Origin of the sequence: Prevotella sp. P5-92 (assembly GCF_002251245.1) — a bacterium.
In the GTDB taxonomy this organism is placed as follows: domain Bacteria; phylum Bacteroidota; class Bacteroidia; order Bacteroidales; family Bacteroidaceae; genus Prevotella.
This window is the reverse complement of the sequence record NZ_NPJG01000044.1, coordinates 1-387: the sequence shown is the minus strand read 5'-3', so window position 1 is coordinate 387 and position 387 is coordinate 1. Positions and strand designations below refer to the sequence as shown.

Genomic DNA, 387 nt, shown 5'->3' with positions numbered 1-387 from the left:
ATAAGATTTCAATAACAAATTAAAAAATAAAATAGTTTATGGAAGAAAGAAACAAGAAACACTACGTGGCACCTTCGATGAAGGTATATGAGACTGAGCCAACACAGATTTTGACAGGAAGCACCAAAGTATCTGTGAGCAGCTGGAGTTATGGAGAAAGTTTTGGCTCAGGTGAAATGGTAGAGGAGTAGGATTGACTTAATTACTCAACTTTCGGAATTTATTTTAAACCACAGAGTTTAAGAGATATAGAGTATTTTTACTAATGAAAGAGAGTGAATGCCAAGGCATTTAGAGTTCATAGAGAGCTGCGCATCATGTTTGCCGCATGGAAACTCTGTGTCCTCTGTCGCTTGCGACCTACTCTATAAAACCACAAATCTCTTT

1 protein-coding gene is annotated in these 387 nt (G+C 37.2%); it reads left to right on the top strand.

Annotated elements, in window-relative coordinates:
• Positions 1-38 precede the first annotated feature (38 nt).
• Positions 39-191 (top strand): hypothetical protein, encoded by a 153-nt coding sequence (locus CIK99_RS15225; RefSeq protein ID WP_158215908.1) that lies wholly within the window; start codon positions 39-41, stop codon positions 189-191.
• The last annotated feature ends 196 nt before the right edge of the window (positions 192-387 follow it).